The organism is Paraburkholderia sp. GAS41, from assembly GCF_050436545.1.
GTDB lineage: Bacteria > Pseudomonadota > Gammaproteobacteria > Burkholderiales > Burkholderiaceae > Paraburkholderia.
The window spans coordinates 30476-56329 of the sequence record NZ_JBNDMK010000018.1; the positions used below are offsets into that span (position 1 = coordinate 30476).

Annotated in this window: 20 protein-coding genes; 7 read left to right on the plus strand and 13 right to left on the minus strand. The window is 64.5% G+C overall.

Annotated elements, in window-relative coordinates:
• Positions 1-4 precede the first annotated feature (4 nt).
• From argA to proP, 3 genes are all read left to right on the plus strand, one after another.
• Entirely contained in the window at positions 5-1393 is a 1389-nt protein-coding gene (gene argA / locus P3T43_RS22880) for an amino-acid N-acetyltransferase (RefSeq protein ID WP_429283322.1), read from the plus strand.
• A 67-nt stretch (positions 1394-1460) separates the two neighbouring features.
• Positions 1461-1736, plus strand: coding sequence for an oxidative damage protection protein (locus tag P3T43_RS22885; RefSeq protein WP_429283323.1), 276 nt, complete (start codon positions 1461-1463; stop codon positions 1734-1736).
• 556 nt (positions 1737-2292) lie between these two features.
• Positions 2293-3795 (plus strand): glycine betaine/L-proline transporter ProP, encoded by a 1503-nt coding sequence (gene proP, locus P3T43_RS22890; RefSeq protein WP_429283431.1) that lies wholly within the window; start codon positions 2293-2295, stop codon positions 3793-3795.
• Positions 3796-3885: 90 nt separating this feature from the next.
• On the opposite strand, the gene P3T43_RS22895 is transcribed toward proP, so the two are convergent.
• The 13 genes from P3T43_RS22895 to P3T43_RS22955 all read right to left on the minus strand — a co-directional run bounded on the left by P3T43_RS22895 (position 3886) and on the right by P3T43_RS22955 (position 17574).
• Positions 3886-4365 carry a metallophosphoesterase family protein gene (locus P3T43_RS22895; protein WP_429283324.1) on the minus strand — a complete coding sequence of 160 codons (480 nt, stop codon included), beginning with the start codon at positions 4363-4365 and terminating at the stop codon, positions 3886-3888.
• The gene (locus P3T43_RS22900; RefSeq protein ID WP_429283325.1) at positions 4362-4703 is read right to left on the minus strand and encodes a cupin domain-containing protein; all 342 of its coding nucleotides are present in this window, start codon (positions 4701-4703) and stop codon (positions 4362-4364) included. The genes P3T43_RS22895 and P3T43_RS22900 overlap by 4 nt, the downstream gene beginning before the upstream one ends.
• 51 nt (positions 4704-4754) lie before the next feature.
• Entirely contained in the window at positions 4755-6149 is a 1395-nt protein-coding gene (locus P3T43_RS22905) for an FAD-containing oxidoreductase (protein WP_429283326.1), read from the minus strand.
• Positions 6150-6298: 149 nt separating this feature from the next.
• Positions 6299-6487 carry a hypothetical protein gene (locus P3T43_RS22910; protein WP_429283327.1) on the minus strand — a complete coding sequence of 63 codons (189 nt, stop codon included), beginning with the start codon at positions 6485-6487 and terminating at the stop codon, positions 6299-6301.
• A gap of 274 nt (positions 6488-6761) precedes the next feature.
• On the minus strand, positions 6762-7376 hold the full coding sequence (locus tag P3T43_RS22915) for a glutathione S-transferase family protein (protein WP_429283328.1): 615 nt from the start codon (positions 7374-7376) through the stop codon (positions 6762-6764).
• Positions 7367-9676, minus strand: a complete 2310-nt coding sequence (locus tag P3T43_RS22920; protein WP_429283329.1) for a putative bifunctional diguanylate cyclase/phosphodiesterase — start codon at positions 9674-9676, stop codon at positions 7367-7369. Before P3T43_RS22920 ends, P3T43_RS22915 begins: the two co-directional genes overlap by 10 nt.
• A gap of 109 nt (positions 9677-9785) precedes the next feature.
• Positions 9786-10781 carry a 2,3,4,5-tetrahydropyridine-2,6-dicarboxylate N-succinyltransferase gene (gene dapD, locus P3T43_RS22925; RefSeq protein ID WP_429283432.1) on the minus strand — a complete coding sequence of 332 codons (996 nt, stop codon included), beginning with the start codon at positions 10779-10781 and terminating at the stop codon, positions 9786-9788.
• Between the two features lie 27 nt (positions 10782-10808).
• The gene (locus tag P3T43_RS22930) at positions 10809-11558 is read right to left on the minus strand and encodes an SH3 domain-containing protein (protein WP_429283330.1); all 750 of its coding nucleotides are present in this window, start codon (positions 11556-11558) and stop codon (positions 10809-10811) included.
• A 395-nt stretch (positions 11559-11953) separates the two neighbouring features.
• Positions 11954-13465, minus strand: a complete 1512-nt coding sequence (locus tag P3T43_RS22935; RefSeq protein ID WP_429283331.1) for a chemotaxis protein CheW — start codon at positions 13463-13465, stop codon at positions 11954-11956.
• A 13-nt stretch (positions 13466-13478) separates the two neighbouring features.
• Positions 13479-13955: a chemotaxis protein CheD gene (locus P3T43_RS22940; RefSeq protein WP_429283332.1), complete on the minus strand. Its 477-nt coding sequence runs from the start codon at positions 13953-13955 to the stop codon at positions 13479-13481.
• Positions 13952-14779: a CheR family methyltransferase gene (locus tag P3T43_RS22945; RefSeq protein WP_429283333.1), complete on the minus strand. Its 828-nt coding sequence runs from the start codon at positions 14777-14779 to the stop codon at positions 13952-13954. The genes P3T43_RS22940 and P3T43_RS22945 overlap by 4 nt, the downstream gene beginning before the upstream one ends.
• 13 nt (positions 14780-14792) lie before the next feature.
• Positions 14793-16457, minus strand: a complete 1665-nt coding sequence (locus tag P3T43_RS22950) for a methyl-accepting chemotaxis protein (RefSeq protein WP_429283334.1) — start codon at positions 16455-16457, stop codon at positions 14793-14795.
• A 382-nt stretch (positions 16458-16839) separates the two neighbouring features.
• Positions 16840-17574 carry an ABC transporter substrate-binding protein gene (locus P3T43_RS22955; protein ID WP_429283335.1) on the minus strand — a complete coding sequence of 245 codons (735 nt, stop codon included), beginning with the start codon at positions 17572-17574 and terminating at the stop codon, positions 16840-16842.
• Between the two features lie 501 nt (positions 17575-18075).
• Here P3T43_RS22955 and P3T43_RS22960 point away from each other — a divergent pair.
• From P3T43_RS22960 to P3T43_RS22975, 4 genes are all read left to right on the plus strand, one after another.
• Positions 18076-21267 carry an efflux RND transporter permease subunit gene (locus tag P3T43_RS22960; RefSeq protein WP_429283336.1) on the plus strand — a complete coding sequence of 1064 codons (3192 nt, stop codon included), beginning with the start codon at positions 18076-18078 and terminating at the stop codon, positions 21265-21267.
• Positions 21257-22444: an efflux RND transporter periplasmic adaptor subunit gene (locus P3T43_RS22965; protein WP_429283337.1), complete on the plus strand. Its 1188-nt coding sequence runs from the start codon at positions 21257-21259 to the stop codon at positions 22442-22444. The genes P3T43_RS22960 and P3T43_RS22965 overlap by 11 nt, the downstream gene beginning before the upstream one ends.
• The gene (locus tag P3T43_RS22970) at positions 22437-23906 is read left to right on the plus strand and encodes an efflux transporter outer membrane subunit (protein WP_429283338.1); all 1470 of its coding nucleotides are present in this window, start codon (positions 22437-22439) and stop codon (positions 23904-23906) included. The genes P3T43_RS22965 and P3T43_RS22970 overlap by 8 nt, the downstream gene beginning before the upstream one ends.
• A gap of 114 nt (positions 23907-24020) precedes the next feature.
• Positions 24021-25844, plus strand: a complete 1824-nt coding sequence (locus P3T43_RS22975; RefSeq protein ID WP_429283339.1) for an IlvD/Edd family dehydratase — start codon at positions 24021-24023, stop codon at positions 25842-25844.
• Positions 25845-25854 lie beyond the last annotated feature (10 nt).

Sequence of the window (25854 nt, forward strand, 5' to 3'; positions counted from 1 at the left end):
GGGCATGAATTCCCAAACCGACCTCGTCCCCACGCCCGCGAGCGCTCCGGCCACGTCCGGCGCTACGGAATCCGACTCGCAACACGCGCAATTCGTCGACTGGATGCGTTCGGTTGCCCCCTATATTCACGCATTCCGCAACAAGACCTTTGTCGTCGGCTTCGGCGGCGAAGTGGTGCATCAGGGTCTCCTGAATGCGCTCGTCTCCGACATCGCGCTGCTGCAGGCCATGGGCATCCAGATCGTGCTCGTGCACGGCTCGCGTCCGCAGGTCGAAGAGCAGATGAGTCTGCACGGCGTGGAGTCCGAGTTTTCGCACGGCATGCGCATTACCGATGCACGCGCGCTCGAATCCGCGAAAGAAGCCGCCGGCGAAGTGCGTCTGGACATCGAGGCGGCAATTAGCCAGGGCCTGCCGAACACGCCGATGGCGCACGCGCACATCAGCGTGGTGTCCGGCAACTTCGTGACGGCGCGGCCGGTCGGCATCCTGGACGGGGTCGACTTCGCGCACACTGGCGTGGTGCGCAAGATCGACGCGGATTCGATCCGCCATTCGCTCGCGAGCCGCAAGCTCGTGCTGCTCTCGCCGCTCGGCTTCTCGCCCACCGGCGAGGCCTTCAATCTGGCCATGGAAGACGTCGCCTCGGCAGCGGCCATTGCGCTGCGCGCCGACAAGATCGTGTTTCTGACCGAAACGCCGGGCCTGATGGAAAACGGCGAAGACGGTCCCGAACTGATGCGCGAACTGTCGCTCGACGACGCGTACAAGCTGCACGAAAGCGGTGAAGTCACCGGCGACGCGGGTTTCTATCTGAAGCATTCGATCCGCGCCTGCCGCGGCGGCGTGGCGCGGGCGCACATCATCCCCTACGCGCTCGACGGCAGCCTGCTGCTCGAACTGTTCCTGCACGATGGCGTGGGCACGATGATCTCGTACGAGAACCTCGAAAGCCTGCGCGAAGCAACACCGGACGACGTCGGCGGTATTCTGGCGCTGATCGAGCCGCTCGAATCGGACGGCACGCTGGTGCGGCGCGGGCGCCACCAGATCGAGCGCGACATCGATCATTTCTCGGTGATCGAGCACGATGGCGTGCTGTTCGGCTGCGCGGCGCTGTATCCGTACACGCAGGAACGCATCGGCGAAATGGCCTGCCTGACGGTCGCCCCCGAAGCGCAAGGCACCGGCGACGGCGAGCGGCTCCTGAAACGCATCGAGCAGCGCGCGCGGGCGCGCGGCCTCACGCGCATCTTCGTCCTGACGACGCGCACCGAACACTGGTTCCTGAAACGCGGCTTTGTGAAGGCAACGGTCGACGACCTGCCGGAAGATCGCCGCCGCCTCTATAACTGGCAGCGCAAGTCGCTCGTGCTGATGAAACAGCTCTGAGCGTCCCCATCTAAAGCGACTGTCCTATAACGCGAAAGCACCCCACCGATTACAGGAGAAGCACAGCATGACTCGTATGGTTCAATGCGCGAAGCTCGGCAAGGAAGCCGAAGCCCTCGATTTCCCGCCGCTGCCGGGCGAACTCGGCAAGCGGATCTACGAAAGCATTTCGAAAGAAGCGTGGCAGGCATGGCTCAAGCAGCAAACCATGCTGATCAACGAAAATCGTCTGAACATGGCCGATCCGCGCGCGCGCCAGTATCTGATGAAGCAGACCGAGAAGTTCTTCTTCGGCGAAGGCGCCGACCAGGCGTCGGGTTACGTGCCGCCGTCGCAGAGCTGACAGGCAGCCGCCGGGGGCGTCCGAATCGTTGAATGCGGCCCCTGCATCAGACACGACGTACGAAAAATCCGCGCCACGTGCGCGGATTTTTTTTGCCCCGCCGAAGTCTCGCGGGCGGCCTCGCAGCCCCTTGTTAAGTCTTCGTTTCAAATTCTCACACTCGTCCGCATCCCCCGCCCCGCAAGGGATTCCGGCGTCTCCCAGCGCCCTCGGCGGGCCGCCCCGTTTGCACGATCCTCCGTCATCGTGCTAATATGTGCATCGTTCCAACAGCAATTCACCATCATTCGCGTTCAATTTACTGTGCGGCGCCGTGCGCGACTCACCGCGGATTGAACTGTTTTTATACAAGAAGGCTAGTCGGTTGGTTTGCGACATTCTCGCGCTCATCACCGGCCTTTTTCGTTCCAGCCTTTCAGCGGCGCCCGGGCGGTTTCAGGCTTCCCCAGCGTCCTCATGCTTCTGCCCCCCTTCCACGGCCACGCAGAGGCAAACAATCAGCAGCACCTAAAGCACTTTCCCCAGCACCCGTGGCGGAACGTTCATGCGCGTTTTCATGCGTTTCGTCGCAGTCATTGGAGTTTTCACCTTGACCGCTTCCAGCAACGGCTTCTGGCGACACAAAAAACAAGAACAACGCCTCACACTCGACGACATCACGGTCGTCGATCAATCCCTTCTCAAACGCGCAGTCGGCGCCATGGCGCTCGGCAACGCGATGGAATGGTTCGACTTCGGCGTGTATAGCTACATCGCCGTCACGCTCGGGCGGGTGTTCTTCCCGTCGAGCAGTCCCTCGGCGCAGTTGATCGCCACTTTCGGCACCTTCGCGGCAGCCTTCCTCGTGCGTCCGGTCGGCGGCATGGTGTTCGGTCCGCTCGGCGACCGCATCGGCCGGCAACGCGTGCTCGCGATGACCATGATCATGATGGCGGCCGGCACCTTCGCGATCGGCCTGATTCCGAGCTATGGCTCGATCGGTATTCTCGCGCCGGCGCTGCTGCTCGTCGCGCGCCTCGTGCAAGGCTTTTCCACCGGCGGCGAATACGGCGGCGCCGCGACCTTCATCGCCGAATTCTCGACCGACAAGCGCCGCGGCTTCATGGGCAGCTTCCTCGAATTCGGCACCTTGATCGGTTATGTGCTCGGCGCGGGCACCGTCGCCGTGCTGACCGCCACGCTGTCACATGAGGCGTTGTTGTCGTGGGGCTGGCGTGTGCCGTTCCTGATCGCCGGGCCGCTGGGACTGGTGGGCCTCTACATCCGGATGAAGCTGGAAGAAACGCCCGCCTTCAAGAAGCAGGCCGAAGCGCGTGAAGCGGAAGACAAGGCGTTGCCGAGGCAAAGCCTGCGCGACCTCGTGGCGAGGCAATGGAAGCCGTTGCTGCTGTGCGTCGGCCTCGTGTTGATCTTCAACGTGACCGACTACATGGCGCTGTCGTATCTGCCGAGCTACCTGTCGTCCACGCTGCATTTCGACGAAACGCATGGCCTCTTTCTGGTGCTGCTCGTGATGGTGCTGATGATGCCCATGACGCTCTTCGCCGGCCGCCTGTCCGATACGATCGGCCGCAAGCCGGTGATGCTGTTCGGCTGCGTGGGCCTGTTCGCCCTGTCGATCCCGGCCCTGCTGCTGATCCGCACGGGTACGACGCTGCCGGTGTTCGGCGGCCTGATGATTCTTGGCGTGCTGCTGTCGTGCTTTACCGGCGTGATGCCGTCGGCGCTGCCGGCGCTGTTCCCGACCCGTATCCGCTATGGCGCGCTGGCTATCGGCTTCAATATCTCCGTATCGTTGTTCGGCGGCACTACGCCGCTCGTCAGCGCGTGGCTGGTCGAACACACCGGCAATCTGATGATGCCCGCGTACTATCTGATGGGCGCCTCGCTGATCGGTATCGTTTCCGTGCTGGCCTTGCGCGAAACGGCACGCCAGCCGCTGCTCGGCTCGGGACCGTGCGTGGCCACCCGTGCCGAAGCGCACGCGGTGCTGCGCGGCGAACGCGAGGCTGAAGAGATGGATGAGCGCTATGCGTCGGGAGCGACGGCGCGGGCCTGATCGCTGCGTCTCGCTGCCGCTGCCTGATTGCGCAGCCCGCAGCCCAAGGCTCACGGCCCACCCATGCTGACGCATGGGTGGCCTGTTTGTTTATGCCGGCAAGGTATGCAGCGTGGCCGTCGCCCGCGCGCCCTCCACGATCAGCAATCCCGCCGACACCGGCAACCTGAAGCGCCGCGGCCCGGCACTTCCGGGATTCACGAACAGCACGCCGTCACGCTCGTCGATCAGCGGCTTGTGCGAATGCCCGGTTACGACGACGCCGATCCCCTTGCTGCGCGGATCGGCCTCCACGTCGGCCATATCGTGCACCACCAGAATCGTCACCTGCTGTGCCGTCAGCGTTGCGTGTGTGGGCAGTGCGCGGGCCCAATTGCCCGTGTCGTTGTTGCCGCGTACGGCCGTGACGGGCGCGATGCGCGCGAGCGCATCGAGTACCGCCTGCTCGCAGATATCGCCCGCATGAATGATCGCATCGCACCCCGCGAGATGCTGCAACGCTTCCGGGCGCATGAGATTGTGCGTGTCGGAAATCAGGCCAATCCGGGTGATCGTGGAACCGGCGGTCATGGTTGCACGCTCGCGTCATAGTGAACCGCGAGCCAGACGGTCGGCTCGGTCTCGTGCGTGCAGGCCACGCGGTGCCGGCAATGCGCCTCGATCAGCACATGGTCGCCCGGCTGCATCACGTGCAATTGCGGGTCGCCGGCGAATTCCAGACTCGCTGAACCCGTCAGGAGCACGACCCATTCGTCGCGCGGGCTGTCGTACCAGAAGCCCGGCGCGCTCGCCTGTCCGGTCGGAACGATCCGCTCGATCGTCACGCCGCCGCGCTCCACGAGCGTATCGAAGCGCTCGTCAGTGCCTCGCGTTAAACCGCTTCGAAACAGATTGCCGCTGACAGGCATGGCGATTCCCAGAGTGATCCGCTGATACGCGCCGGCGCTCGAGCCTGCTCTTTACTTCATCGGCTCCAGACGGTCGAGCAGGGTCGGCACCAGTTCGCTGATGGTCGGATGGATATGCATTGCGTACTGCAGCGTCGGATACGGCGCGCCGGCCGTCATGATATCGATGAAGGTGTGAATCGCCTCGTCGCCCTCGATGCCGAGAATCGCCGCGCCGAGGATCTGTTTCGTCTCCGCGTCGACCAGCGCCTTCATGAAGCCATCGGTCTCGCCGCGTTCGCGGGCGCGACCGACCCGCGACATGGGCATGGTCGCAATCAGCGCGGCTCGGCCGGACGCGCGCACCTCGGCTTCGGACAAGCCCACCCGGGCCAGCGGCGGATCGACGAATACCGCGTACGCCATGATCCGCGTGTCGGCGCTGCGGGTGCCACCGTCGAACAGATTCGCCGCCACGATCTGGTAATCGTCATAGGACGTATGGGTGAATGCGCCGCGGCCGTTGACATCGCCGATCGCCCACACGCCAGGCATGCGGGTGCGCAAGCCGCCGTCGACCGGGATCATGCCCAGCGGGTCGGTTTCGAGACCGGCTGCCGCGAGGCCGAGATCGTCGGTATTCGGCTTGCGGCCGATGGCGAACAGCAGATGCGACGCGTCGACAGGCGGCTCCGAACCGCCGGGCATGATCCGCACGTGCTCGCCATCCAGCGGTTCGACACGCTGCAGCGGCGCGCCAAAACGGAATTCGATACCTTCGCGTGCCAGCACTTTCTGCACGGCTAGCGCGAAGTCGGCGTCCTCACGGGCGAGAATGCGCTCGCCGCGCACGAGCACCGTCACGCGGCTGCCGAAGCGGCGGAAGATCTGGGCGAATTCGAGCGCGATATAGCTGCCGCCCACGATCACCAGATGCTCGGGCAAGGTGGTCAGTTCAAGCAGCGTGGAATTGGTGTAGTAGCGAATCCGCTCGATGCCTTCGAGCTGCGGCACGACCGCACGCGTGCCGGTGTTGATGAAGATTTCGTCCGCTTCGAGTTCGTCGACGATCCGGCCATCGGCCCCGCTGATGCTCAGCGTGTGGGCCCCGGTAAAGCGCGCATGTCCCTGGAACACGGTGACATTAGGCGTACCGCGTAGCCATTTTTCGACGCCGCTGCGCGACTCGCCGATGATCCGGTCTTTGCGCGCCTTCACCTGCGCCAGATCGACCGTGATCTCGCCCGCCACCTGCACGCCGTAGCCGGCCGCACGACGCGCCACGTGCGCCACCCGCGCGCTCGCAACATAACTTTTGGTGGGAGTACAACCGACGTTCACACAGGTGCCGCCAAACGCGCCGCGCTCGATCACGGCCGTCTTGCGGCCGCTTGCGCCGAGCCGAACCGCGAGCGGCGAGCCGCCTTGACCGGTACCGATCACGACTGCATCGAAGTGCTGTGGCATGACATGTCTCCCGAGGCCTGGTGGCAGTGTTGTGCCATCTTACGCTAGCGCTCGCGGGGAGATGCCGGTGAGGTCCTGACGGGTGATGAGCGAGCCTGAGGCCCGTTATTCAAGCGGTGTTACGTGTGACGAATCTGCTTGCGATGGACTCAGCCGTGGCAATGCGCCGCGCAGATGAAGTCGCGCGAACGTTGCAGTGCCGCCTGGGCACCTTTGGTGGCCACCATCAGGCCCACCTGGCTCAGGTTGAAGTCCTGTGCCACCATCATTTGCATCAAGGCCACCATCGGTAGGACCACCGACGGGTGATAAAGCTGTCTTTCGATTAATGCTCGCATTGCCGCTCCCGACGCGTCCTACCGCTTCGGCAAGACGTTACTTTCGTTTCGATGGTGGGATTCTAGGCATCCAGCGGCCGCGGATAAATAGTCGGAAAGCGAAGGGACTTGTCTAGGATCGCGAACAATCCGCGGTGATGCGCGGCTCCGGCCGCACAGGCCCGGCCGGCGGGGCTTGCCACAACGGTGGCGCATGCGGATGAGCAGCGCAGGACGCCGCCAGGCCTTACGGCCCGACAGCCTCCACGCGCACCAATGGGTTATTCGAGCGGGATTATTCGAGTGGCGCGCCGATAAACACCGGCAGCGCCTCGGCGCGTTCGGAGAACGCCGCGAGGGCCGGATAGCGCGTCGCGTCGAGCACGCCCGGCAACATGAACTGCGTGAAGCGCCACGCCACGGCCACCGTAATGTCCGGCTGCATCAGACGCTCGCCGAACAGCCAGCCGTCGTGGCCAGCAAGACGCGTCTCGAGTTCGCCAAACGCGGCGTGCATCTGCTTCTGCACCCGCTCCACCCACGGTTCGAACTGGAATGCCTGCGGCCGTAGATTGCGCTCATAGACCGTCTGCATGGCCTTTTCGGTGGCGGCGAGCGCGAGACCGATCACGCTCAGCGCCTGCAGCCGCGCACCGGGCGCCTCTGGCAGCAGACGGCGGCCGGCTTCGACCTTGTGGTCGAGATGATCGAGGATCAGGCTGGAATCGATCAGCAAGGTTCCGTCGTCCTCGATGAAGGTGGGGGCCTTGACCACCGGATGGATCTGCGCGAACGCGTCGAACTGGCGAAACACCGAAATGCTGCGATGCTCGAAGGGCAGGCCGAGCTCGGCCAGTGAAATCGCCACGCGGCGCACATAGGGAGAATCCAGCATGCCGATCAGTTGCATTCATTGCCTTGCGGGTCGAGTTGGAAGGATTGCAGGTTGCGCGCGTAGGCGCTTGCCGCCACCGGGCGGCTGAAAAGATAGCCTTGCTGCTTGTCGCAGTCTATCGAGCGCAGGAACGCAGCCTGCGCCGGTGTCTCGACCCCTTCGGCCGTGACATTCATGCCGAGCGAATGCGCCATCGCCACCACCGCCTGGGTGATCGCGATCGAATCGCGATGATCCGGCAACCCGGCGACGAACGAGCGATCGATCTTCAGGTTATGCAAGGGAAAGCGTTTCAGATACGACAGCGAGGAATAGCCGGTGCCGAAATCGTCGACCGAAATCCGCACGCCCATCGTGCTGAGCGCGCTCAGGATCGGCAGCACGGTTTCGCTGTCGCTCATCAGGAGACGCTCGGTAATCTCCAGTTCGAGCGCCTCGGGGCCCAGTCCGCAGCGCGCCAGACACTCCTCGATCTGCTCGACCAGCCCCTCGCTCACCTGACGCGGCGAGAGATTCACCGCCATCACGAGATCCGGCCCGAGGGTGCGCCGCCATTCGGCCAGTTGCTCGCAAGCGTGCTCCAGCACCCAGGTGCCGATCGCCACGATCAGGCCGGTGTCCTCCGCGACCGGGATGAACTCCACCGGCGAGACATCGCCCAGTTCGCTGTTGTACCAGCGTATCAACGCCTCGGCGCCGACCGTGCGGCCGCACCGGCTGTCGATGATCGGCTGGTAGACGAGACTCAGCTCTCCCGCCGCCAGCGCGCGGCGCAGAAACTGCTCGATCGCGAAGCGCCGCTGCAGATGCTGGTTCAGCTCCGCGGTGAAGAACTGGAAGTTGTTGCGGCCGCGCTGCTTGGCCGAGTACATGGCCGAGTCGGCGTTGCGCATCAGGGTCTGCACATCGAGGCCGTCTTCGGGAAAGAGGCTGATGCCGATCGACGCACCCAGATAGTATTCGTTATCCGCCACGGCGAACGGCACGCCGACCGTCTCCAGGATACGGCGGCCCAAGGCGATCAGGTCGTCGGTGTCGTTATAACCGTTGACCACGATGACGAACTCGTCGCCGCCCACCCGCGCCAGCGTGTTCTCCGCCTCGACGCACGAAGCCAGCCGGCGCGCCACGCTACACAGGAGCGCATCGCCGGCTTCGTGGCCGGCCGTGTCGTTGACCTTCTTGAAGCCGTCCAGATCGACGAACAGCACCGCGACGCGCGCCAGTTCGTTGTCGAGCGCCGAGGGCTCGAACAGGTCGCGCATCCGCTCGGTGAGGTAGGCGCGGTTATAGAGGCCGGTGAGCGAATCGCGGGTGGCCAGGTACTTGAGCTGCTGCTGAGCCAGACGCACCGGGCCGATATCGGTAAATGAGATCAGCATCGAACCCGGTTCGCGCTCGCCGGGCTTCAGGATCGGCACCACGTTCAGGGTGGTCCAGATCACGTCGCCGTCGGTGAGTTCAAGCCCGATGGTCTGACCGAGCACCGCTTTGTTGGAGGCAAGCGCGCGCACCGTGGGCCGGTCGGCGTGGGCGATCGGCGTGCCGTCTTCATGAAAGGCCCGCACCATGACGGTCAGAATATCGTGGCCGATCAGCTCGGAGCCGGTATGCAGCATGCGCAGCGCACTCGGATTGCACGCCAGCACCACGCCGTCGCGCGACTGCACCACGATGCCTTCGTTGAGATGGTCGACCACCAGACGGTGATGCTCTTCACTTTGCGCGAGCCGTTGCGCGATGGCGTCCTGATGGACGGCGAGCCCGACGCTGCGGCCAATATTGCGCAGCATCGCCTCCTCTTCGAGACCCGGCCGGCGCGGCGTGCGATGATAGACCGCGAACGCGCCGAGTACCCGGCCCTCGTCGTTTTCGAACGGAATCGACCAGCAGGCGCGCAAACCGAACGGCAACGCGAGCCCCTTGAAGTCCGTCCACAGCGGATCCGTTTCGATGTCCTCCACCACCACCATGCGGCGCAGGTACATCGCGGTGCCGCACGAACCCACGCGCGGGCCGATCTCGGCGCCGTCGAGCGCGGCGGTGTACGACTGCGGCAAGGACGGCGCGCCGCCGGCACGCACATGCACGCCGTCTTCGTCGAGCAGCAGGATCGAGCAACTGGCGCCCTCACCGAGCAGGGCCTCGGCATAGCGGCAGACTTCGTCAAGCAGTTCCGGCAGCGGCGTGTTGCGCGTGATGAGCCGCAAGACGCTGCGCTCGGAGGCCAGCAATTGCTCCGCTAGCCCCGACGGATAGCGGGTGCCGTCAGACGCTGCTGCAACCGCGTCACCTCGTGTCACCTGGCAAGTCATATCTGAGCCCCCCATCCCGACATCGGCAGGTTTGGAACGGCACCGTACTGGAGTTTACGCCTAGACGAGTGAATCGATCCATTGCGCATCGCAGAGCCGTCCCGGCTACCTAGTTGTGCTTGTGCAAATCCGGATTCAGTTGCCCCCATGTTTTATTGCGCGAAATGGCCTCGACCGCGCCGCTCTGCGAATTGCGCCGGAACAGCCAGCCGGGTTGCCCCGACACCGTGGCGGCCTTGACGACCGAGCCATCCGGCAGGCTCACCCGCGTACCGGCTGTGATATAGCAGCCGGCTTCCACGACGCAGTCGTCGCCGAGCGAAATGCCGATGCCCGCGTTCGCGCCGAGCAGGCAGCGCTTGCCCACCGACACCACCTGCGTGCCGCCGCCCGACAGCGTGCCCATGATCGACGCGCCGCCGCCGATATCGCTGTGATCGTCGACCACCACGCCCGAGCTGATGCGTCCTTCGACCATCGAGACGCCGAGCGTGCCCGCGTTGAAATTGCAGAAGCCCTCGTGCATGACCGTAGTGCCCGGCGCGAGGTAGGCGCCCAGCCGGACCCGATCCACATTGGCGATGCGCACGCCCGCTGGCACCACGTAGTCGGTCATGCGCGGGAATTTGTCGATGCTCGTGACTTCGAACGGCGTGCGCGCGGCGCGCGCCTTCAGCCTCGCCTGCGAGACCGCCTCGACGGTGCAGGGGCCAAACGACGTCCACGCCACGTTGGCCAGCAAGCCGAACAGTCCGCTCAGATTGGCGCCGTGCGGCTTGATCAGGCGGTGGCTGAGCAGTTGCAGGCGCAGGTAGACGTCGTGCGCGTCGAGCGGCGGCCCGGCGAGCGATGCGATCGTCGTGCGTACGCCGACCACCTCGACGCCCCTGCGCTCGTCGGGGCCGAGGCAGTGTGCCGCCGCGTCGCCGAGCGCGCGCGACAGTTCGTCGTGCGATAGGCGGACGGTGCCGGCCTTGACGACCGACTCCGTGCCCGGCTCGCCGGTCAGTTCGGGTTCGGGGAACCAGCTATCGAGAATGGTGCCGTCGGCGGCCACGGTCGCGAGGCCGACTGCCGTCGCGCCGCCCGTCTGGTGTTCACCCAATGCCATCGCAGCTGTCTCCAGTGACACTCAGTTATTACGCGGCGGCGGTTTGCCCTGGTTGCCGTTGCCGCCTCCTCCGCCTCCTCCGCCTCCTCCGCCTCCTCCGCCTCCTCCGCCTCCTCCGCCCGGTGGACGCCCGCCCGAACCGGGTGGCTGACCGCCTGGGGGCCGTGCGCCACCGTTGCCTGGGGGTTGACCGCCCGGAGGACGGCCACCGCCATTCCCCGGAGGTTGACCGCCCGGAGGACGGCCACCGCCGTGACCTGGAGGCGGGCCGCCCGGAGGCCGCCCACCGCCGTGACCCGGCGGGTGCCCACCTGGCGGCGGTCCGGGCGGACGTCCGCCGCCCGGCCGCGGTGGCGGTGGCGGCGGCCGATGCGCCCAGCGCGACTGGTCGTGGTACCACGGCCGGCCACGGTAATAGTTGCCCCAGTACGTGCCAATCGAGAAAGAGACGATAGGCAGCCCGATCACCGTGCCGTAGTTCAGCACCGGTACGGGGCTGCCTTGATAAGGGTAGCTAATACGGCCAGCGTAAACCCAGCCGCGCAGATTTGGCAGTGCGACATCGCACCATGTGTAACCGGCCACACATCCCATCACCGTGACCGGCACGCCGCCGGGCAATTGCGACACCACGGGATAGTCCTGTCCCGGCCCGGCGCGAAGGTTCACCGGACCACTGGTGGCGGCCGGGGTCTGCGCGAACGCGGCTGCGGACACAACTAACAGACTGGTCAATCCGGCATGACAGCACTGCACGAACTGCCTTCGCATGGCGGGCTCCTCGGCGCGGGGCGGTTTCGGGTTATCGCTGCGTATTCTGGGCTGTAACTGCGCTGGGCTGTAACTGCGCTAGGCTGTAACTGCGCTAGGCTGTAACTGCGTGAGCTAGCGTACCGCATCCCGGTGAAGGCCGCAGGTCATTTGGCTCGGCGAGGGAAACTTTTGGCAGGCGGGTTGCAAACCGGGCCGTTCTTGCGGTTTGCGCGATTCCCGTTCGGCAGGTCATGGATCGTGCACTGGAAGCCCGCTTCGATTGCATCAGGCGGGCGCCGGCTCAGCCAGACTCGAGGGACGAGCGGAAAGTGCGGTATGTACGGGCAGTGCAGGACAAGCAAGCCAGATTGCCGCCCTGCGCCCACTCCCCCCCTTGTTCGAGCAACGTGACGTCAAACCGCCGACTCGACCGCAACCCGCTCGCACAGCGTAGCCAGGTCGATCAGCATCAGCGTGCCGCGTCCCGGCAACTCCACCGCCTCGGTCATGCCATTGCCCCAACCGTTGCCGAGCTGACGCGTCAGCATGGCCGGCACCGGAATCCGGCTGGCGGATTCGATGGTGACGATGTTGTCGACCGCGTCGACCACCAACCCGTACTTTTCGCCACGGTGTTCGACGATCAGGATTTTCGCGTCCTCCAGGTCTTCGTACGCCGGCATGCCGTACATGGCGCGCACGTCGATCACCGTCAGCAGTTCGCGGCGCAGATGCAGCACGCCGCGCACGAAGCCAGGTGCGCCGGGCGTCACGACGATCTCGTTCGAGTAGTCGATCACCTCGCGCAACTGGCCGATACGCACGCCCAGCAGATGGCCGAGACGGAAGGTCACGTAGGTCTCGCGGGTGCCGCCACCGCGCTTGTTCGTGGCCGCCGCCGGGGTCCTGTCGCGATACAGGTCGCGGTGCCCCTGGGCCACGGTGGTGATCTGCGGGTGCGTGCAGAGCGCCTCCGGACTCAGCAGGATGATGCTGTCGCGGCCCTCGTTGCCCAGACAGCCGGCGAACAACGCCACGTGCCGGCGACTATAGGCGGGCATGACCATCAGTTCGTCGTCGCGATAACCGACAATGCTGCGCACTTCGTCGACCAGCAGCCCGACATGCACGTCGTGCTGGTTGAGCACGACAATGCGGCGTTCGTCCGCGCCCGCCGCCTGGCCCGCAGGCAACGCCGCGTCCTCACGCGCAAACCCCATGAAGCGCGCGAAGTCGATCACCGGAACCGTCGTGCCGCGCAGATTCAGCATGCCGATGCAGACCTCGTCGGCAAGCGGCGAAGGATGCATGGCCGGCACGCGGATGATCTCCTGAATGGCGGCCATCGGCAGCGCGAGATGCGCCCCGGCGACGCGAAACGAGACCGTCTGGCGCCGCTGGGCCTGCTGCGCGCGCCGCTGCGTCGCCGCGGCACGATGATGCAGTTGCGGAACGTCAGGCAGGCCCAGCAACGCCGCCGCCGAAAGGATCTGCAGAATGCGCTCGCCGCCGTCGAGCTTCAACGCGCCGCAGATGACTGCGGGCGCGTGGTCCGCGCGCTCGAAAGCGATTTTCTGCGCGACCGGCACGCGCAGAATTTCGCCCGTCGTATCGAACTGCAGGCCTACGCGCACGTCACCCAGTTCGACGATCGCGATCTTGCTGCTCGCGCCAGCCGCAGCGGCCGGCAGATGCAGCAATTGACGCAGGTCGACGATGGGAATGAGCGTGCCGCGCAGGTTGAACAGTCCGAGCAGATGGCTCGGTGCGAGGGGCACCGGCGTGACCGCCGCGGGATAGTTGACCACCTCCTGCAAAGCGGCAACCGGCAGCGCCAGTTCAGTCTCGCCGAGGTGGAACGAGCCGAACAGTTCGACCGCGCGCTCGGCTGCGGAATCGTCGGCGGGCGTGGCGTTGATATCCATGATGGAGACCCGTTCAGAGAGTGCGCGAAATCTTCTTCACAACGAACGAATGCCGATGGCAATCGATCAGCAATTGCCTGCCGCAGTCCCCGCCGGCATCCACGTGCACCACGCGCACGCCGAGCGTTTCGAGCAACTGCTGCGCGGTGCGCACGTTCTGTTCACCGATGGGCGCGTGAGTCGGCCGGCGCGCGTAGTGCACCATATTCGCACCGCCCGCGAGCACCGCCTCCAGCGCATCATGCGAGGCGCGCTGGACCTGCATCAGACGCAGCAATGACGGAACGGCCTGGGTAACATATTTGGCGCCGATCCCTTCAGGCCGGTTGGCGCCATCCGGCAGCAGACAATGCGCGAGGCCGTAAATCGCCCGCTCGCGCCACAGCAGGCCAATGCCCACGCACGATCCGAGCGTGGCGCGCAATACGTCATGCCCCGTGCCGATGCCGATCGCGCACATGTGAACCTGAATCTCGCGGGCGTCGGTCATGGGCGGCCTTCATTGCGGTAGATCAGCGGTTGTTCGAACGCGAAACCCATATCGAAGCGGCTCAACGATTCGGACTCCCCAACGATCAGCACGCCTTCAGGCGTCATCGCACGACGCACGTTTTCGAGCACCGCCTGCTGGCCTTCCGTGTCGAAGTAGATCAGGACGTTGCGCAACAGCGTGACGTCCATCGAACCGATGTCGCGCACCGCTTCATGCAGATTGTGCTTGCGAAAGCTCACGTTCGCGCGCAACGCCGGACCCGCGGCGAAACCGCCGTCCTGCGCGACGAAATACTTCGCCAGCCACTCGGGATGACTCTGCTTCAGGCCGTCGATGCTACGTCCCTGGTACTGTGCGGCAGCCGCCTTGCGCAGGATCGCATCGCCGATGTCCGTGGCGAGAATGCGGTAACGGAACCCCGGATGACGGCTGCGGAATTCCTCGCAGAGCATCGCCACCGTATAGGCCTCCTCACCGCTCGAAGCCGCCGCCGACCACACCCGCAGCGGCGTATCGGCGTGCGCCGCAAACCAGCGCGGCAGAAATTCCCCGGCGAAATAGTCCCAGATGCGCGGCGTGCGAAAGAACGAGGTCTCGTTGGTGGTGACCAGATCGATGAAATCGCGCACTTCGTCGGGCTTCGCCTCCAGCACGTGCAGGTAGTCCCGGTAGCCGGTGAGCGCCAGTTCGCGCAGACGCCGCCGCAAGCGGCCTTCCAGCAGCGTCCACTTGCGCTCGCTCATGGCAATGCCGGTGTGCCGCCGCACCTGGTCGAAAAACGCACGACGGGTCGCCGGATCGACTTCACGTTCCATATCCATAGTGCCTCCCGCGTCAGACGACGAAGCGGGTCACGGTCTGATCGAGCGTCTCCGCGCCCTGCATCAGCGTGGCGCTGGCGCGCGCGATCGTGTCGCAGGCACCGGCCGATTTCTCGGTTTCCTCGGCGACCTGCTGAATGGCCGCGCTCACCTCGCGAGCCGCGATCAGTTGCTCGTCGGCGCCGCAGGAAATCTCCGAGATCGCGTGCGTGGTACGGCTCACGCCGCTGACGATCTTGTCGAACGCCTCGCCTGCCTGCTTCGAGATCTCGCTGCCCTGGGTCACCCGCTTGACCGATTCGTTGATCAGCTTCGAGATTTCCTTGGTCGCCTGCGAGGAACGCTCGGCGAGCTTGCGCACCTCGTCGGCCACCACCGAGAAGCCGAGTCCATGCTCACCCGCCCGCGCGGCCTCGATCGCCGCATTGAACGCCAGCAGGTTGGTCTGGCTGGCAATCTCGCCGATCACCTTGATGATCTCGCTGATATCTTCGGACGACTTATTGATCAGCTCCATGGCCTCGATCGAGCGGGCCACCGCCTTGGCGCCGCGTTCGGCTTCCTGCTGGGTGTCCTTGGCGAGGTTGTCGGCGCTGCGCGAATTGTCGGCAATCGAATTGATCGAGGCGGTCAGCTCCTCGATCGACGCGTTCATTTCTTCGACCGTCGCGCCGAGCAGCTGCGCGCCGCTCGCCACCGTGTTGGCGCGTCCGGCGATATCCTGCGACGACACGCTGAAGCCGCCCGACGATTCGATCACCTTGCCGATCACGCCGCGCAGATCGTCCATCATCCGCTTGATGCCGGCCGCGAGCTGATCGATCGGCTCGTTGCCGGCGACGTTGACGGAACCGGTCAGGTCACCCGCAGCGGCCTTGCTGACCACGTTCAGGAGTGCTGCGACCTTGCGTTGATCGTCTTCCGCGCGGCGCCGTACACGCTCCTCCAGTTCAACCTGGGCGGTGACGTCGATCGCGAACTTGATCACCTTGTGCAGCTTGCCGCCGCCATCGAAGATCGGGTTGTAGGTGGCCTGGATCCACACCGCGCGGCCGCCCTTGGCGACGCGCTTGTAGCGGCCTGCATCGAATTCGCCGCGGTTGAGCTTGGCCCAGAAATCGCGATATTCGGCGCTGGCCGTGTAGGTATCCTCACAGAACAGGCGGTGATGCTTGCCCTGGATTTCGTCGAGCCGGTATCCGAGCGTGTCGAGGAAGTTCTGGTTGGCGAACAGCACGCAGCCGGACAGATCGAATTCGATGACGGCCTGGGCGCGGTCGAGCGCGCGCACCTTTCCCTCGTATTCGGCGTTTTGCTGGCGGCTTGCCGTGATGTCGGTGGCGAACTTGATGACCTTGTAGGGCTTGCCGTCCGCATCGAACACCGGGTTATACGAGGCGTTGATCCAGATCTCACGACCGCCACGGCCCACGCGCTGGTATTCGCCGTGATCGAATTCGCCCCGGGCGAGCTTCTCCCAGAACTGCCGGTACGCGGCAGTCTCGGCGTACGCGGAATCGCAAAACATGCGGTGATGCTGGCCGCGAACTTCGTCGAGGCTGTAGCCGAGGGTCTTGAGGAAGTTGTCGTTGGCGTGCAGGACGATGCCATGCAGATCGAACTCGATGACCGCCTGAACACGATTTAGCGCGCTATTGATCGCGCTGAGTTCGTTCATTTCCAGGTGCCGTTCGGGCGTTGAATGTTCCAATTCGTTCTCCTCGTTGAACGCGCGCGAAAAACCAAAACACGCCGGCACCTCTCTCTGCGAGTGGGCCGGGCCGTGCTTTTCTCTCAGGTTATGTAGTGTGTCCTGCTGTTTTTGCAGCGTTAGAGAAGCGCCTCCCTGCGACGATCTTGGGGTCGGCGCCCTTGCGCTTCACTAGCACTGCATCAGGTATATCGGCCGGCAAACATAAAATCTTTATATCTGGGTAACCCTGATTTTGCAGCGCGGTTATTTTTGCTTATTGATTTTTCAGCAATCGTTTATGAATATTTATTTGTCGAGTATTGATTCGGAACGAATGGCTTTTAAAAGGACGATCTGTTAGTGCCGCTCATCCGGCGGGCGCAATCAGCGCCCCCTGAATGCCATGCCGCGCCAGCGCCGCCGCGACGAATCCGGACGACTTCATCTCCTCGATGAATTCCCGCAAATAGTGCGCGGCCGCCTCACCCCGGCTGACAGGCGTGCCCATTGCCTGCTGGATGACCATGAAGCGTTCGTCCAGCAGGCGTAATCCGGGGTTGAGCGCCGCGGCCGCCTCGAGTTGCTGTTTCACGCCGGCCGCCACCTCCAGTTGCTGCTCAAGAAACGTTTGAACGACCGCCGGCGAACTCCGTGCACGCACGATTTGCGCGTGACGCAGTTCGCGGGTGAGAAACAGGTCGTAGGCGCTGCCCTTGCCCACCGCCACACGGTGAGCCGCTGTGTCGACCTGCGCGTTGTGCCGGATCGCCGATTCGTCATGCACCAGGTAATAGCCTTCGATCAGCACATAGGGCGCAGTAAATGCGATGTTCGCGCCGCGAGCGGGATCGACTGCGAAGAAGCCGATATCGGCCCGCCCGTCAGCGACCGCCTCGACCGATTGGCCCGCCGTGTCGAACACGACCTGTTCGACTTCGACGCCCAGGCGCCGGGCGAATTCGTTGGCAAGGTCGACCGAGACACCGAACGGCTGTCCCGTTGCAGCGTCTCTTTTGACGAGGATCGGATTGCCGAGGTTGAGCGACGCCCTTAACTTGCCGGTAGGCAGGAAGGCCGTGCGAACAGAAGGCGCGAGGGTCATCGGCGAGGCTCCAGCAGCGTTTCGGGGGACCTGTTTTTCACACAACAGTATTGTGCGAAAGACACGTTTTCAAATGCTTTGTGACCCATTACTCTGCCACGCCTTACGCACTGCCACCACGAAAAAATATCCGCCTGTGCAGCGGCCGAGACCTGCCAAATTGAAAGCTCACCTCGACCCCCGTGAACCTGGATCCGCACGGATAGCGCCGTCAAATGCGCCTCGTGGCGCGACGCTTCGGACATTCATTGGCATTCCTATACTTACAGATGACGCCCACGCCATCATTGCGACACGTCCTCGACCGGCTCTCGCAGTCGCCAGACGGCGAGGGCCGACACGCTGTGAAAGCCCCATGACGACCTTGCCGCGCGTGGGGTTTTGTTTTCCCGTCAGCAGCAATTTCGGGCTTTGTGTACATTCTGCCTTGGCTCAGGAAAGAGACTTTTTCCACGCCTGCACCACGCGCAACAACGTCTTTCCCCAAGCCCTGGAACCCACATGCTCGGCCTAGTCCGTATCGCCTTGCGGCGACCCTATACCTTCGTCGTACTGGCGATCTTCATTCTCATCGTCGGACCGTTGTCCGCAATGAGGACGCCTACCGATATTTTCCCGGACATCCGGATTCCGGTCATCAGCGTGGTGTGGCAGTACACCGGCCTGCCGCCGGACCAGATGGTCGGCCGCATCACCTCGCCGTTCGAACGCACGCTCACCACCACCGTCAACGACGTCGAACATATCGAGGCGCAATCGGTGTCCGGCTTCGGGATCATCAAGATCTTCTTCCAGCCGGGCGTGAATATCAGCACGGCGAACGCCCAGGTGACCGCGGTCGCGCAGACCCAGTTGCGGCAGTTGCCGCCCGGCACGACGCCGCCGCTGATCCTGAACTACAACGCCTCGACGGTGCCGATCATCCAGCTCGCGCTCTCCGGTAAAGGCTTGTCAGAACAGAACCTCGGCGACCTGGGCCTGAACGCCGTGCGGCCGGTTCTCGTGACGGTCGCCGGTGCGGCGATTCCCTACCCGTTCGGCGGCAAGACCCGCCAGGTGCAGATCGACGTCGACCCGGTTGCCATGCAGGCGCGCGGCTTGTCCGCCCAGGACGTCGCCAATGCGCTGGCGGGCCAGAATCTGATCACGCCGGTGGGCACGGAAAAGATCGGCGACTATGAATACACGCTGCAACTGAACGATGCGCCCTCGCAGATCAAGGCTCTCGGCGATCTGCCGATCAAGGCGGCCAACGGCACCACCGTCTATATCCGCGACGTGGCCAGCGTACGCGACGGCAGTCCGCCGCAGACCAACATCGTGCACGTCAACGGCAAGCGTTCCGTGCTGATGTCGGTGCTCAAGAACGGGTCCGTTTCGACGCTGGGGATCATCTCCGGCATCAAGGCGCAGGTTACCGCCGGGAAAGCCTCGTGGCCCGACAATCTGCAGATCGATCCGATCGGCGACCAGTCGCTGTTCGTGCGCGCCGCCATCACCGGCGTGGCGCGCGAGGGCGTGATCGCAGCGGTGCTGACGAGCCTGATGATCCTGCTGTTCCTCGGTAGCTGGCGCTCGACCATCATCATCGCCACTTCGATCCCGCTCGCCATTCTCGGCTCCATTGCCACGCTCTCCGCACTCGGCGAGACGCTGAACATCATGACCTTAGGCGGTCTCGCGCTCGCGGTGGGGATCCTGGTCGACGACGCGACCGTGACGATCGAAAACATCAACTGGCACCTCGAACACGGCAAGGAAGTGGAAACCGCGATTCTCGACGGCGCCGCGCAGATCGTCACACCCGCGTTCGTCTCGCTGCTGTGTATCTGCATCGTGTTCGTGCCGATGTTCTTCCTGAATGGTGTCGCGCGCTTCCTGTTCGTGCCGATGGCCGAAGCGGTGATCTTCGCGATGATCGCCTCGTTCATCCTGTCGCGAACGCTGGTGCCGACCATGGCCAAGTACCTGCTCAAACCGCACGTGCAAGGCGAGCATGAGCACGAGTCGAAGCGCCCGGGACCGCTCGGCCGCTTTCAGCGCGGCTTCGAAGCGCGTTTCGAGAAAGTCCGCACGCGCTACCACGGTTTGCTCGAACTGGCCCTGACGCATCGGCGCCCGTTCGTAATCGGCTTCCTCAGTTTTGTCGTCATCTCGTTCGCGCTGGTGCCGTTCCTCGGCCGCAACTTCTTTCCTGCGGTCGACTCCGGGCAGATCCTGATGCATGTGCGCGCGCCGGTTGGCGTGCGCGTCGAGAAGACCGCGCAGATCTTCGCCAATGTCGAAGGAGCGATCCGCGAAATCATTCCGGCGTCCGAACTAGGCACCGTGGTCGACAACATGGGCCTGCCGGTGAGCGGCATCAACACCGCCTACAACAACACCGGCACGGTGGGCTCGCAGGACGGCGATATCCAGATCGCACTGAACGAAGGCCATCGTCCGACCGACGAGTATGTGCGCGAGATGCGCGAAAAATTGCCGCGCGAGTTTCCGGGCGTCACGTTCTCGTTCCCGCCTGCGGACATCATCAGTCAGATCCTGAACTTCGGTTCGCCTGCGCCGATCGACCTGCAGATCCGTGGCAACAACCTCAATGCCAATTACGCTTACGCCGACCGTCTCCTGCGCGAGATTCGCGACGTGCCGGGCGTGGTCGATGCCCGCATCGCGCAGTCGCACGCCAATCCGACCTTCAATGTCGACGTCGACCGGACCCGCGCGCAATTGCTCGGGATTACTGAGCGCGACGTGACCAATAGCATGGTGGTCAATCTTGCGGGTTCGAGCCAGGTCGCGCCCACGTTCTGGTTGAACAACGCGAACGGCGTGTCGTATCCGATCGTGATGCAGACGCCGCAGTACAGCCTCGACTCGCTTGCGGCCCTGCAAAACCTGCCCGTCACCGCGAGCGGCGGCGGCACCTCGCAGATTCTCGGCGGTCTGGCCACACTTCAGCGCACCAGCACCAACGAGGTGGTCAGCCAGTACAACATCCAGCCCATGGTCGAGATCTTCGCGACCACCCAGGACCGCGACCTCGGCGCGGTGGCCTCGGATATCCAGCGCATCGTGCGCGAAAACGCCCAGACCTTGCCGAAGGGCTCGACCGTCGCGCTGCTGGGTCAGGTGCAGACCATGAACAGTGCCTTCTCCGGCATGTTGTTCGGACTGCTTGGCGCGGTGGTGCTGATCTATCTGCTGATCGTGGTCAATTTCCAGTCGTGGGCCGATCCGTTCGTCATCGTGACCGCGCTGCCGGCCGCACTCGCGGGCATCGTCTGGATGCTGTTCGCCACCCACACCACCCTCTCGGTCCCGGCCCTGACGGGGGCCATCATGTGTATGGGGGTGGCCACCGCCAACTCGATTCTGGTGGTCAGCTTCTGCCGCGAGCGTCTCGCGGAACACGGCGACCCGTTCAAGGCTGCGCTGGAAGCGGGCTTTACGCGCTTCCGTCCGGTCCTGATGACCGCGCTTTCGATGATTATCGGCATGGCGCCGATGGCACTCGCGCTCGGCGAAGGCGGCGAGCAGAACGCGCCGCTTGGCCGTGCCGTGATCGGCGGTCTGCTGTTTGCCACCACCGCTTCGCTGTTCCTCGTCCCCGTCATTTTCTGTATCGTCCATGCGCGCCCAGGGCGCGCAGCTACCCCGGCAGCCGTCTCGGGAGGTCCTGCACATGTCGTCTGATTCCGTTTTCCCCGTCGATGCGCCGTCACGCCGTCCCCTCAAGCTGGCGGGCGTGATCGGCCTCTTGATCGTCCTCGGTATCGTTGCAGCGGGCCTCACGCTGCGCGTCGTCGACGCTCGCAAGCTGAAAACCTGGACCGATGCACAAGCGGTGCAGACCGTCACGCTGATCCAGCCGATCCACGACGCCAACGGTCCATCGTTGCAACTGCCTGGACGCCTCGAAGCCTATACACGGGCGCCGATTTTCGCGCAGGTCGGCGGCTATCTGAAGTCGTGGAATGTCGACATCGGCACGCGCGTCAAAGCGGGCCAGCCGCTCGCTGAGATCGACACGCCCGAGCTCGACCAGCAACTCGTGCAGGCACGCGCCGATCTCCAGAGTGCAGAGGCGAACGCACTCGTCGCCGGCACCACGGCGAAGCGCTGGGAAGCGTTGCGCGGCACCGATTCCGTCGCCCAGCAGGATGTCGACCAGCGCACCGCCGACTACACGGCACGCGCCGCGCTTGCGGCAGCGGCCAAAGCCAACGTCGATCGTCTCGTTGCCACCAAGGCGTTTGCACGCATCGTGGCACCCTTCGATGGCGTGGTGACCGCGCGCGACATCGACGTCGGCGCGCTGGTGAGCGCGGGCAGCGGAGGCACCGGCCGCGAGCTGTTCGAAGTGTCCGAGGTCAAGCAGTTGCGCGTGTACGTGCAGGTGCCGCAGAACTACGCGCCGGCGATTCACGACGGCACCACCGCGTCACTGAGCGTGCCCGAGTATCCGGACCAGCAGTTCACCGCGCGGGTCGTCGCCGCGGCGGATTCGGTCAACTCGAATTCGGGCACGACACTCGTGCAATTGCTGGTCGACAATGCCAACGGCAAGCTGCTGCCCGGCGGTTTTGCCAGCCTGAAATTCACCCTGCCCGTTGCCGCGAACGCGATCCGCGTGCCGGCCAGCGCGCTCGTTATCGATAGCCGCGGCGTCCTCGTTGCCACCTTGGGCGCGAACGGCCAGGTACAGTTCAAGCACGTGAAGATCGATCGCGACCTTGGCGATTCGGTGGAAATCGGCGCGGGCCTTGCCGCAACCGATCGTGTGATCGACACGCCGCCTGACGGTCTGGTGGACGGCGATCGCGTGCAGGTCGCCACGGCGGCTGACAGGAAGGCGGCGGCCCATGGTTAAGTACGGACTTCCGGCGCTGCTGTCGGGCGTCGTTGCGCTCTCGGCCTGCTCGCTTGCCCCGGACTATCAGGTGCCCGCAACGCCCGTCGCCGCGCAATACAAAACACCTGGCCCATGGGCCAGCGCGCAGCCTGCCGACCAGATCGACCGCAACGGTTGGTGGAAGATGTATGGCGACGCGCAACTCGACGAGCTCGAAACGCGTCTGCTCGCCAACAACACCGATCTGCGCGCGGCGTACGCGCATTATCAGCAGGCCCAGGCATTCGTGGCCCAGGTGCAGTCGGGGCTCTATCCGAGCATCAGCGCGAGCGCCGTGCCGCTGCGCGAGCGTCAGTCCGACACCGCGCCGTTACGCGGCAACGGACCGGCCGACTACAGCTCTTACACGCTCGGCGCCTCCGTCAAATACGATCTCGACCTGTGGGGCCGCGTGCGCGACTCCGTAGTGGCCGGCAAGGACGAGGCGCAGGCGAGCAAGGCCGATCTGGCTTCTGTGCGCCTGAGCCTGCAGGTCGAACTCGCGGACAGTGACATTCAATTGCGCGGTCTCGATCAGCAAACGGCGCTGTTGAACGACACGGTCGTGGCGTACACGAAAGCCTTGCAACTCACGCAGACCCTGCACAACGGCGGGATCGTTTCCGGTCTCGACGTGTCGCGCGCGCAAACGCAGCTCTCCGCGGCGAAGTCGCAACTGTCGCAGAATCTCGCGCAACGCGCGTTGCTCGAACACGCCATCGCGTTACTGGTGGGCGCGTCCGCCGCGGAATTCAGTTTGCCGCAGCAAACCGCGGCCATCACGTTGCCGGCTATTCCCACTGGTGTGCCTTCGACGCTGCTGCAGCGTCGGCCGGACGTCGCGGCCGCCGAGCGCCGGGTCGCGGAGGCCAATGCACAGATTGGCGTAGCCCGCGCTGCTTACTTCCCGGACATCACGCTGGGCCTGCAAGGCGGTGTGCAAAGCGCGGCCTATGCGGGGCTCGTCAGCGCGCCGAACGCGTTCTGGGCGATCGGTCCGCAACTCGTGCAATACCTCTTCGACGGCGGCTACCGCCGCGCACGACTCGATGCCGCCAAGGCGGCCACCGACGAAGCGGGCGAGCGCTATCGCGGCGTGGTGTTGTCCGCGTTCCAGCAGGTCGAAGACAATCTCGCCCTGCTGTCGTACCTTGGCAGCGCGCTTGACGAACAACGCAACGCGGCTGCGTCGGCGCAAACCACCGTGGATCTCGCGGTGCGTCAATACAAGCAGGGCACCGTGGGTTACCTCGATGTGGTCGACGCGCAGACCGCCCAGCTCGAAGCGCAACGCGGCGTGCTCGAGGTCCAGACCCGCCAGCTCAGCGCCGATGTGCAACTCCTGCATGCATTGGGCGGCGGATGGTCGAGCGACGAACTCGCCAGCGTGGCGGCGACGCCGGTGCTCGTCGCGAACAGCAACGCGCAGGCCGCGAACTGAAACGTGGAGGGTGAACCGCGTGGCTGATGGGCCACGCGGTGTCGTGATTGAAGCGTGACAAACCGGAGAGCTGGAGTATTCTGGAGCACCCCCATGCCTCCACCGGACGACATCATGTCTCACGACGCTTCTTCCCACAACCACCCGAACAGCGGCGCCGATATGAGCGGACGACGTCTGCGCAGCCGTCGCTGGTTCGACGATCCCGCGGATCCCGGCATGACCGCGCTCTATCTCGAGCGCTATATGAACTACGGCATCACGCGCGAGGAATTGCAATCGGGCAAGCCGATCATCGGTATCGCCCAGACCGGTTCCGATCTCGCGCCGTGCAACCGTCACCATCTGCAACTGGCGCAGCGCGTTCGCGACGGCATTCGCGATGCGGGCGGCATTCCGCTGGAATTTCCGGTGCATCCGATCCAGGAAACCGGCAAGCGCCCCACCGCCGCGCTCGATCGCAATCTCGCGTATCTCGGTCTGGTCGAAATTCTGCACGGCTATCCGATTGACGGGGTGGTGCTGACCACCGGTTGCGACAAGACCACGCCCGCCTGTCTGATGGCGGCCGCCACCGTCAATATTCCGGCTATCGTGCTGTCCGGCGGCCCCATGCTCGACGGCTGGTGGAAAGGCAAGCTCGCGGGTTCCGGCACGGTCATCTGGGACGCGCGCAAGCGTCTGTCGGCGGGTGAAATCGGCTACGAGCAGTTTATTGAAGAGGTGTCCTCTTCAGCGCCCTCGGCGGGACACTGCAACACCATGGGGACCGCGCTGTCGATGAACTCGCTTGCCGAAGCGCTGGGCATGTCTCTGCCTGGCTGCGCCGCGATTCCGGCGCCTCATCGCGAACGCGGCTGGATGGCGTATCAGACCGGCAAGCGCATTGTCGACATGGTTGCCGAGAATCTACGGCCGTCCGACATCATGACCCAGGGCGCATTTGAAAACGCCGTCGTGGCGGCAGCGGCGCTCGGTGCATCGTCGAACTGTCCGATTCACATGATCGCGATCGCGCGTCATATGGGCGTCGAGCACACGCTCGACGACTGGCAGCGCCTCGGTCCCGACATCCCCCTTCTGGTGGACTGCCAGCCTGCGGGGCGTTTCCTAGGTGAGGCATTCCATCGTGCCGGCGGTGTGCCTGCCGTGATGCGCGAACTGCTGGCAGCCGGCAAGCTGGACGGCAGCGTGCGCACCGTCACGGGCCGTACGCTGAAGGAAGATCTGGCCGCCCTGCAGGAGCCCGACCGCGAAGTGATCCGGGCCTACGACAAGCCCCTGCGGGAAGCCGCCGGTTACGTCGTGCTGTCGGGCAATCTGTTCGACAGCGCCGTGATGAAGATCAGCGTGATCGATCAGGCCTTCCGCAAACGCTTCCTGTCGGACCCGGCTCATCCCGACGTGTTCGAAGGCAAGGCGATCGTGTTCGAAGGGCCCGAGGATTATCACGCGCGGCTCGACGATCCGGAACTGGGCGTGGATGACCGCTCCGTGCTGGTGATTCGCAATTGCGGACCGGTGGGTTATCCGGGCGGCGCGGAGGTGGTCAATATGCAACCGCCCGCGGCGCTGCTCAAACGGGGCATCGACACGCTGCCCACGCTGGGCGATGGCCGCCAGAGCGGCACGTCCGCGAGTCCATCGATCCTCAACGTTTCACCGGAAGCCGCCGTGGGCGGCAACCTGGCACTGCTGAGAACCGGCGACCGTTTGCGCATCGATCTGCACGCACGCAAGGTCGACGTTCTGATTCCGGATGAAGAGATGGCGCAGCGCCGCGCGGCGTACCAGCCGCCGAAGCTCGACAACAAGACGCCGTGGGAAGAGATTTACCGCAGCATGGTCGGGCAACAAGGCACGGGCGCGTGCCTCGAACCCGCCACGCTGTATCTGAACATCATCGAGACCCGCGGGGAGTCACGACACAATCATTGACGCGAGCGGC

Excerpts from the sequence above, each read along its gene's own strand:
- P3T43_RS22950 (WP_429283334.1), bottom strand. The coding sequence starts at position 16,457 with ATGAACGAACTCAGCGCGATCAATAGCGCGCTAAATCGTGTTCAGGCG.
- proP (WP_429283431.1), top strand. The coding sequence starts at position 2,293 with ATGCGTTTCGTCGCAGTCATTGGAGTTTTCACCTTGACCGCTTCCAGC.
- P3T43_RS22905 (WP_429283326.1), bottom strand. The coding sequence starts at position 6,149 with ATGCCACAGCACTTCGATGCAGTCGTGATCGGTACCGGTCAAGGCGGC.
- P3T43_RS22955 (WP_429283335.1), bottom strand. The coding sequence starts at position 17,574 with ATGACCCTCGCGCCTTCTGTTCGCACGGCCTTCCTGCCTACCGGCAAG.
- P3T43_RS22960 (WP_429283336.1), top strand. The coding sequence starts at position 18,076 with ATGCTCGGCCTAGTCCGTATCGCCTTGCGGCGACCCTATACCTTCGTC.
- P3T43_RS22940 (WP_429283332.1), bottom strand. The coding sequence starts at position 13,955 with ATGACCGACGCCCGCGAGATTCAGGTTCACATGTGCGCGATCGGCATC.
- P3T43_RS22885 (WP_429283323.1), top strand. The coding sequence starts at position 1,461 with ATGACTCGTATGGTTCAATGCGCGAAGCTCGGCAAGGAAGCCGAAGCC.
- P3T43_RS22915 (WP_429283328.1), bottom strand. The coding sequence starts at position 7,376 with ATGCAACTGATCGGCATGCTGGATTCTCCCTATGTGCGCCGCGTGGCG.
- P3T43_RS22920 (WP_429283329.1), bottom strand. The coding sequence starts at position 9,676 with ATGACTTGCCAGGTGACACGAGGTGACGCGGTTGCAGCAGCGTCTGAC.
- P3T43_RS22945 (WP_429283333.1), bottom strand. The coding sequence starts at position 14,779 with ATGGATATGGAACGTGAAGTCGATCCGGCGACCCGTCGTGCGTTTTTC.
- argA (WP_429283322.1), top strand. The coding sequence starts at position 5 with ATGAATTCCCAAACCGACCTCGTCCCCACGCCCGCGAGCGCTCCGGCC.
- P3T43_RS22900 (WP_429283325.1), bottom strand. The coding sequence starts at position 4,703 with ATGCCTGTCAGCGGCAATCTGTTTCGAAGCGGTTTAACGCGAGGCACT.
- P3T43_RS22895 (WP_429283324.1), bottom strand. The coding sequence starts at position 4,365 with ATGACCGCCGGTTCCACGATCACCCGGATTGGCCTGATTTCCGACACG.
- P3T43_RS22975 (WP_429283339.1), top strand. The coding sequence starts at position 24,021 with ATGTCTCACGACGCTTCTTCCCACAACCACCCGAACAGCGGCGCCGAT.
- P3T43_RS22935 (WP_429283331.1), bottom strand. The coding sequence starts at position 13,465 with ATGGATATCAACGCCACGCCCGCCGACGATTCCGCAGCCGAGCGCGCG.
- P3T43_RS22970 (WP_429283338.1), top strand. The coding sequence starts at position 22,437 with ATGGTTAAGTACGGACTTCCGGCGCTGCTGTCGGGCGTCGTTGCGCTC.
- P3T43_RS22965 (WP_429283337.1), top strand. The coding sequence starts at position 21,257 with ATGTCGTCTGATTCCGTTTTCCCCGTCGATGCGCCGTCACGCCGTCCC.
- P3T43_RS22930 (WP_429283330.1), bottom strand. The coding sequence starts at position 11,558 with ATGCGAAGGCAGTTCGTGCAGTGCTGTCATGCCGGATTGACCAGTCTG.
- P3T43_RS22910 (WP_429283327.1), bottom strand. The coding sequence starts at position 6,487 with ATGCGAGCATTAATCGAAAGACAGCTTTATCACCCGTCGGTGGTCCTA.